Annotated in this window: 8 protein-coding genes; 4 read left to right on the top strand and 4 right to left on the bottom strand. The window is 44.1% G+C overall.

Going from position 1 to position 7,243, the window contains the following annotated elements; translation table 11 throughout:
• Positions 1–69 precede the first annotated feature (69 nt).
• A complete protein-coding gene (locus ZOBGAL_RS22495; protein ID WP_046287659.1) occupies positions 70–480 on the top strand; it encodes an acyl-CoA thioesterase in 411 nt (136 codons plus the stop codon).
• Between the two features lie 88 nt (positions 481–568).
• On the opposite strand, the gene ZOBGAL_RS22490 is transcribed toward ZOBGAL_RS22495, so the two are convergent.
• Genes ZOBGAL_RS22490 through ribD form a run of 4 tightly spaced genes read right to left on the bottom strand, consistent with a single transcriptional unit; the run spans position 569 to position 3,722 of the window.
• Positions 569–1,174, bottom strand: coding sequence for an IMPACT family protein (locus tag ZOBGAL_RS22490; RefSeq protein ID WP_013996104.1), 606 nt, complete (start codon positions 1,172–1,174; stop codon positions 569–571).
• Positions 1,174–2,037 carry an EamA family transporter gene (locus tag ZOBGAL_RS22485; RefSeq protein WP_013996103.1) on the bottom strand — a complete coding sequence of 288 codons (864 nt, stop codon included), beginning with the start codon at positions 2,035–2,037 and terminating at the stop codon, positions 1,174–1,176. Before ZOBGAL_RS22485 ends, ZOBGAL_RS22490 begins: the two co-directional genes overlap by 1 nt.
• A gap of 1 nt (position 2,038) precedes the next feature.
• A complete protein-coding gene (locus tag ZOBGAL_RS22480; protein WP_013996102.1) occupies positions 2,039–2,644 on the bottom strand; it encodes an HAD family hydrolase in 606 nt (201 codons plus the stop codon).
• Positions 2,637–3,722, bottom strand: a complete 1,086-nt coding sequence (gene ribD, locus ZOBGAL_RS22475) for a bifunctional diaminohydroxyphosphoribosylaminopyrimidine deaminase/5-amino-6-(5-phosphoribosylamino)uracil reductase RibD (protein ID WP_013996101.1) — start codon at positions 3,720–3,722, stop codon at positions 2,637–2,639. Before ribD ends, ZOBGAL_RS22480 begins: the two co-directional genes overlap by 8 nt.
• Before the next feature lie 88 nt (positions 3,723–3,810).
• On the opposite strand from ribD, the gene ZOBGAL_RS22470 reads away from it, so the two are divergent.
• The 3 genes from ZOBGAL_RS22470 to ligA are packed head-to-tail and all read left to right on the top strand — an operon-like array spanning position 3,811 to position 7,236.
• Positions 3,811–4,296: a GNAT family N-acetyltransferase gene (locus ZOBGAL_RS22470; RefSeq protein WP_046287657.1), complete on the top strand. Its 486-nt coding sequence runs from the start codon at positions 3,811–3,813 to the stop codon at positions 4,294–4,296.
• Between the two features lie 18 nt (positions 4,297–4,314).
• Positions 4,315–5,178, top strand: a complete 864-nt coding sequence (prmC, locus tag ZOBGAL_RS22465; protein ID WP_013996099.1) for a peptide chain release factor N(5)-glutamine methyltransferase — start codon at positions 4,315–4,317, stop codon at positions 5,176–5,178.
• 60 nt (positions 5,179–5,238) lie between these two features.
• A complete protein-coding gene (ligA, locus tag ZOBGAL_RS22460) occupies positions 5,239–7,236 on the top strand; it encodes an NAD-dependent DNA ligase LigA (protein ID WP_013996098.1) in 1,998 nt (665 codons plus the stop codon).
• Positions 7,237–7,243 lie beyond the last annotated feature (7 nt).

Raw genomic sequence — 7,243 nt, 5'->3', positions numbered from 1 at the left:
TTTTTTTTTCGCATGTTCAAAGGCAATAAATCGAAATCTTTTAAAGATATAATTTTTACACGATAATATATGTATTTTAACAAAATTTCTTTCCGAGTACGTTATGCGGAGACGGATCAAATGGGAGTGGTGTATCACGGGAATTATGCGCAATACTTGGAGATGGGAAGGGTCGAGTGGTTACGTGATACTGGTATTTCCTACAAAAAAATGGAAGAAAACGGTATTATGCTGCCAGTTGTTTCCTTGTCGCTCAACTACAGAAAATCGGCCTTTTATGATGAGCTGATCAGCGTTGAAACGAGGCTCAAAAAAACGCCTTCCGTCAAGATAGAATTTGACTATAAAATTTACAATGAACAACAGGAAATTCTTGTTGAGGCAAGCACCGTTTTGGCATTCATGGACATGAAGACGAAACGCCCTATTCGGTGTCCGAAATACCTCTTGGAACTCATAGAAAAAAGAGAAAAAAAGTAAGTTGTTTTTCCTCGTTTTTGTAAAAATTTGGCATATCGAATTAACGGTTCGGCATGAGCTGCCCCTGCTAAACAATAAGCTTGTAGTCTTATGTTAGTTCAACTCCGTAAATTCCTACAAAAATCTCTTTTACTTGTGCGACATCTTGCTTTCTGACCGAAATCACCAGTTCGCATTGCATTTCCATTTTTTGGGAGACAATCTGCAGGTTTTTTTGTTTTATGACTCTCATGACCACATCCATTTGGGCGTATTCAAATTTGAGCTTGAACTGTTCCTGTACTATTTTTTGTATAATATCAGCGTTTTCCAAAGCCATTTTTGCCGCGGTCTTATAGGCACTTATCAATCCGCCTACGCCTAACTTGGTGCCTCCGAAAATACGGGCAACGGCTACCAGGGTATTGGTTACCTCAAAAGATTGTATTTGTCCGTATATGGGCATGCCGGCCGAATTATTGGGCTCCCCGTCGTCATTGGCGCGATAGCTCAATTGTTCAATACCTATTTGCCAGGCATAACAGACGTGGTTGGCCGTGTGGTGCTTTTTCTTTAGGGATTCGATTATGGGCTTTACCTCTGCTTCGGTTTCTATGGGATAGGCATAGCCGTAAAACTTGCTTTTCTTTTCTTTAAACAGGACTTCTTCTGAGGGCTTTCCGAGGGTCTTGTATGTATCGTTTGTGTTCTCCATTAGCCAAAAGCTACTAATATGATGCTGGTTATGGCCAGGGCAATACCGCTCCAGTTCTTGGGACTTATCTTTTCCTTGAACAAAATAATTCCCAAAATGGTGGTGAACATGACTATGGCCACATTGTTTATTGTAAATATCGATGCGCTGTTGAGTGTGTCGTTCTGTAGCGCTTTTAATAAAAAGAAAATTGAAAAATAATTGACCACCCCTAGGCTTATGCCGCCCAATAAGGTGTTCAGGTTGAATTGAGAACGAAGGTCCGCCATCTTATAAATGGTGACCAAAAGGCCTATACAGGCTGCCGAACCAAAAACGGTCGCCGAAAAAAGGGGGTAGTCTTCTTCTTTGATGTGTACTTCTTGAATGTATTTTAAACTGGTGTCGATAATGCCCGAACCCAAGAATACCAAAGCGGGTAGGAGTAGGGCTGTTTTTTTGAACTTTCTTACCGGTTCTTTTATAGAGGTAAAATAGACGGCGGCAAGGGCCAGTACTATTCCGGCAACTTTAAGTGGTCCCAGTTCTTCACCATAAACCAGAATGCCGAAAATAACCGGTAGAACAAAAGACATTTTAGTAGCTACGGAGGTAACGGAAACCCCTACTTTTTGAGAGGCGGCGGCCATTAGGTTAAAGACGGCTATAAATAGGATGCCTAAGATAAACGTGCCCAAAAACCAAGGTTTTTGTGGTATTTCAGATAGGTTGGTCTCACCTTGGTAGCGGGTAAGTCCTACTCCACAGGCTACAAAATAATTGGTGACAATGGCAAATAGTGTATTGACCTTGAAGCGGGTGTATAGCTTGAAGATAATAAAGATGAGGCTCGAGGCCAGTATGCTCAGGGCAAGTGAGGTCATCTTAAAGTTTCGGTTTCAATTGTACGATATCTTCTTTTCCTACTTGAATGTTCCAGCAGTTGATCCCTATTTTTTCGGCGGCTTCGGTGTTTTCCTTGGTGTCGTCTATAAAAAAGGTCTCCTCGGCCTTGAGTCCGTTTTCGTCTAAAACGAACTGGTAGATCTCGGTATTCGGTTTTCTCAACTTGATTTCGTGGGAAAGATAAAATTTTTCAAAGGCATTTTTAAACCGATAGTATCTGTCCGAACCCATTTTTTGCTCTACATGCGTAATGTGCAGGGCATTGGTATTGCTCAATAGGAAAAGACGGTACTCATCTTCTTTGGCCAGTTGTTCTATAAATTCTAGACGTTCTTCCGGAAAATCGAGCAACATCGAATTCCATATGTTCTTGATTTCCGAAGCACTTGCCTTGGGGTATTGGGACTGAAGCCGGGCAATGAATTCTTCCGTAGATATGCCTCCGATTTCATACATATTGTTTAGCTCGGCCATTTCAGGGGTCAGGTCAATAGTTCCCCCAAACCTTTCCATCTCCCGGAATATAATGCCCTTATCTAAATTGATGAATACATCGCCAAAGTCAAAAATAATGTTCTTAATCATTGCTGTATACTTTTAAGGTGTCGCTGCCGATCCGCCTTGTGTTGATAATTTCACCCGTAAACTTAGGTGCTGGGAGCCCTGTTTTAAAATGCGTGCTGCCGATAAAGATACGGGCCTCGTTCCATAAACCGGAATCAATAAAGCTTTGTAGGGTTTGGCTGCCGCCTTCTATCAGAACACTGGTGATATTTTCTTGGTAGAGGATATGGCATAACTGTTCGACGATGCTTCCGTTAAAATCAAGATGCAGATACCTTATGTTTTTTTTCGATTCAATAGTTTTGGTCGTATCGGTTAAAACCAAGGTGGGCGTGCTTCCGTCCATTAGGTGAAAAGTCCTGTCGATTTTTAGGTTACGGTCAAGTACGATACGTATTGGATTTTTGCCCGTGTACGAGCGGACGTCTAGTTTAGGATTGTCTTCCAGTGCGGTATTTGTTCCTACCAATATGCTTTGCTCTTCGCTTCGCCATTTATGGACCAATTGTCGCGAATAGGGGTTGGTAATCCAATAGGGTTCGGGCTTGGTGTTACGCGCTTCTTTTTTTGGGGCGATAAAACCATCCGCTGTCTGGGCCCATTTCAGTATAATATAAGGACGTTTTTTTTCTTGGAAGCTCAGAAAGCGACGGTGGTGTCTACGGCATTCTATCTCCAAACACCCGCTAATGACCTCGATGCCCGCCTTTTTTAGTTTTTCTATACCCTTTCCGGCCACTTTCGAATGGGGGTCTATTAGTCCGATAACGACTTTGGGTATGCCGTGTTTCACGATTAGGTCGGCGCAGGGCGGGGTTTTTCCGTGATGCGAACAGGGTTCAAGGGTCACGTAAATGGTAGCCCGCTTAAGAAGGGCTTTGTCCTTTACTGAGTTTATGGCGTTCACTTCGGCATGTGGTCCTCCGTAGGGACTGGTATAACCTTCGCCGATAATTTGATCCTTGTAAACAATTACCGCGCCCACCATAGGGTTCGGGGCGGTCGTTCCCAAGCCGTTCTTCGCTATTTCCAAACAGCGGAGCATATAGCTTTCATCCGTTGAAAAAGTATTTTTTGCTAGGGGTTTGTTGTTTGACATGGGCTTTGTTCGTGGAATTTTAGACACTTAACATACGCACATTTCTACGTATCTTCACGCTGTAAAAATAGAATTTTATTTATTGGTAATGGGGGCAGTGAACATCCGGAACATTAGAAAAGGGGACAACGGGCAGGTGGCCGCACTGATTCGCAAGGTTTTAGTGGATTTAGGGGCTCCTAAGGTGGGTACGGCTTATGCCGATGTTACCTTGGATAGTATGTTCGAGAATTACGATCGCCCAAGGGCCGCGTATTTTGTGGTAGAGGAAAATGACAAGATATTAGGCTGCGCCGGGGTGGCCCAATTGGATAATTGTGAGGATAATATCTGTGAACTTCAGAAAATGTACTTTTTGGAGGAGGCCCGAGGGCGCGGAATCGGTTCAAAAATGCTGCAGATATGTTTGGAAAAGGCCCGGGAATTTAATTTTGAGATGGTCTACCTTGAAACCATGCCCTATATGAAGGCGGCCCAAAAGCTTTATGAAAAAATGGGATTTGAATACATTGACGAACCCATGGGCGATACGGGGCATTATTCATGTCCTGTATATATGCTCGCTAAATTGTAATGTTGACGTAAGAAAGGAATGGTCTTAAAAGAAATAAAGCATATTTACCACAAAGAGTTAGACGGCCTATATCCCAAAGAGGAAGTAGATAGCTTCTTTTATCTGTTGATCGAACATTATCTTCAATTGCAACGCTTCGTTCTGGCCATACAGCCGAATTTGACCTTGACAAAAGAAGAGGAACAACCTCTTTTTGAGGCTTTGTCCGAACTCAGGCTGCAACGTCCCGTTCAATATATTATAGGAAAGACAAGTTTTATGGATCTCGATTTCGAGGTCGATGAAAAGGTGCTTATTCCTAGGCCTGAAACCGAAGAGTTGGTGCGTTGGGTCGTAGGAGAGGTAAGAGGGGGCTTGACTAGCGAAAAACGAAAATTACGGATTTTAGACATCGGAACGGGTAGTGGGTGTATTGCTATTTCCTTGGCCAAACTATTGCCTGAAGCCGAGGTTCATGCCTTGGACGTTTCGGGGGAAGCCTTGGAAATGGCTAAACGAAATGCTAGGTCGAACTCGGTAGAGCTCAGATTTATCCATGCCGATATCTTGAATTATGACGGACGGCCCGGGGGATATGATATTATAGTCTCTAATCCACCCTATGTGAGAGAGCTTGAAAAACAGGAGATGCAGAAAAACGTTTTGGAGCACGAACCGGACTTGGCGTTGTTTGTCTCCGATGAAAACCCACTGGTTTTTTATGATGCTATAAGCAAGTTTGCCCAGCACAACCTTGTGGAAAAGGGGAAGCTTTTTTTTGAAATCAACCAATATTTGGCAAAAGAAACGGCAGCACTTTTGCGGGAGCATAATTTTTTAGAAATTGAGGTCCGAAAAGATATATTCGGAAATGACCGTATGACAAAGGGAGTCTTGGGATAATGTCATTCCGAAAATCCTAGGAAAGCCCAAAATAAGATTACAGAAACACTGAGCTATACAATGCAGATAAAAGAACAAATAGAGGCCCTTCGGCAAGAATTGCGAGAGCATAACCACAATTATTATGTGCTTGATAATCCCACTATATCCGATTATGAGTTCGATATCAAATTAAAGGAATTACAGGCGCTTGAGGCCCAGTATCCCGAGTTTTACGATGCAAGTTCACCAACCTTGCGCGTAGGGGGTGCGGTTACCAAAAATTTTGAGACCGTAGTACATAACGAGCGGATGTACTCGCTCGACAACTCGTATTCAAAGGAAGACTTAGAGGACTGGGAAAAACGCATGCAGCGTATCTTGGGCGGTACCCAAGTGGAATTTGTGTGTGAACTGAAGTACGACGGGGCGTCTATCAGTATTACCTACGAAGAGGGTAAATTGGTAAGGGCGGTAACACGCGGCGATGGTTTTCAGGGTGATGATGTAACTACCAACGTAAAGACCATAAAGTCCGTACCACTTCAATTAAAAGGCGATTACCCTTCCAAGTTCGATATTCGCGGAGAAATTGTTTTGCCTTTTGAAGGTTTCGCACAAATGAATGCCGAACGTGTCGAGAATGGGGAGGACCCCTATATGAACCCTAGAAATACGGCTTCGGGAAGTTTGAAGCTGCAAGATAGTGCAGCGGTCGCCCAAAGGCCTTTAGATTGCTTGTTGTACAGTATTGTAGGGCAAGACACCGGAATAGCTTCGCAGTGGCAGATGCTCGAAAAAGCAAGGGAGTGGGGATTTAAAGTCCCTGAAGTGGCCAAACTTTGCCGTTCAACCGATGAAGTGATGGCCTTTGTGAATCAATGGGATTCCCAGCGCCACGACCTGCCCTATGAAACGGATGGGGTAGTGGTGAAGGTCAATAGTATCCAGCATCAAGAAGAGTTGGGCTTTACCTCAAAATCCCCTCGTTGGGCCATGGCCTATAAATTTAAGGCTGAGCAGGTTTCTACCCTCTTGAACGAAATCACCTATCAGGTCGGCCGCACGGGGTCCATTACGCCCGTGGCCAATCTAGAGCCCGTGCTTTTGGCGGGTACTACCGTAAAAAGGGCTTCGTTGCACAATGCCGACCAGATTGCCAAATTCGATATCCGTGAAGGGGATACGGTTTTTGTGGAAAAAGGAGGGGAGATTATCCCTAAAATCGTTGGTGTGGATTTTACCAAAAGACCAAAAGATTCAAAACCAACCGAATATATTACCCATTGTCCCGAGTGTCATGAGGAGCTGGTGAGAACCGAAGGCGACGCCAAACACTACTGTGTAAACTACTATGGTTGCCCTCCCCAAATTACAGGGCGAATTCAACATTTTATTTCCCGAAAGGCCATGGATATTGAAGGGCTGGGGAGTGAAACGGTAGAACTGCTATATAAGGAAGGCCTAATCGAAAATTATGCGGACCTGTATACTTTGACCAAAGAACAGGTCTTGCCTTTGGAACGCATGGCCGAGAAATCTGCCGAGAATTTGGTCAAAGGTGTGGCCGATTCGGTAAAGATTCCCTTTGAACGCGTTCTTTTTGCCTTGGGGATTCGTTTTGTAGGGGAGACCGTGGCCAAGAAATTGGCAAGGGCGTATAAAAATATAGACGCCTTAATGGAGGCCTCTGTAGAAAGTTTGGTTTCCGTAGACGAGATCGGTGAACGTATCGCAAATTCAGTGGTGGAGTTTTTCAGTAATGAGGCCAACCGTGAAATTATAGACCGATTGAAGGCCTATGGGTTGCAATTTTCCCTTTCCGAAGAACAGTTGGAAAACCAGACGGATAAATTAAAAGGACTCACCATTGTGGTTTCCGGGGTCTTCGAGACGGTCAGCCGAGACGAACTCAAGAAGATAATCGAAGCTAATGGGGGCAAGGTCGGGTCGAGCATATCGTCAAAGACCGCTTATTTGGTCGCGGGCGATAAAATGGGGCCTAGTAAACGAACGAAAGCGGAATCTTTGAACGTGCCCATCGTTACCGAAGGGGAGTTCTTGAGTATGGTGCAATAGCTTATGG

The sequence above is a fragment of the Zobellia galactanivorans genome (assembly GCF_000973105.1).
GTDB classification, from domain to species: Bacteria; Bacteroidota; Bacteroidia; order Flavobacteriales; family Flavobacteriaceae; genus Zobellia; species Zobellia galactanivorans.
The sequence above is the reverse complement of the archived record's forward strand: the minus strand, read 5'-3'. Positions and strand labels throughout refer to the sequence as shown.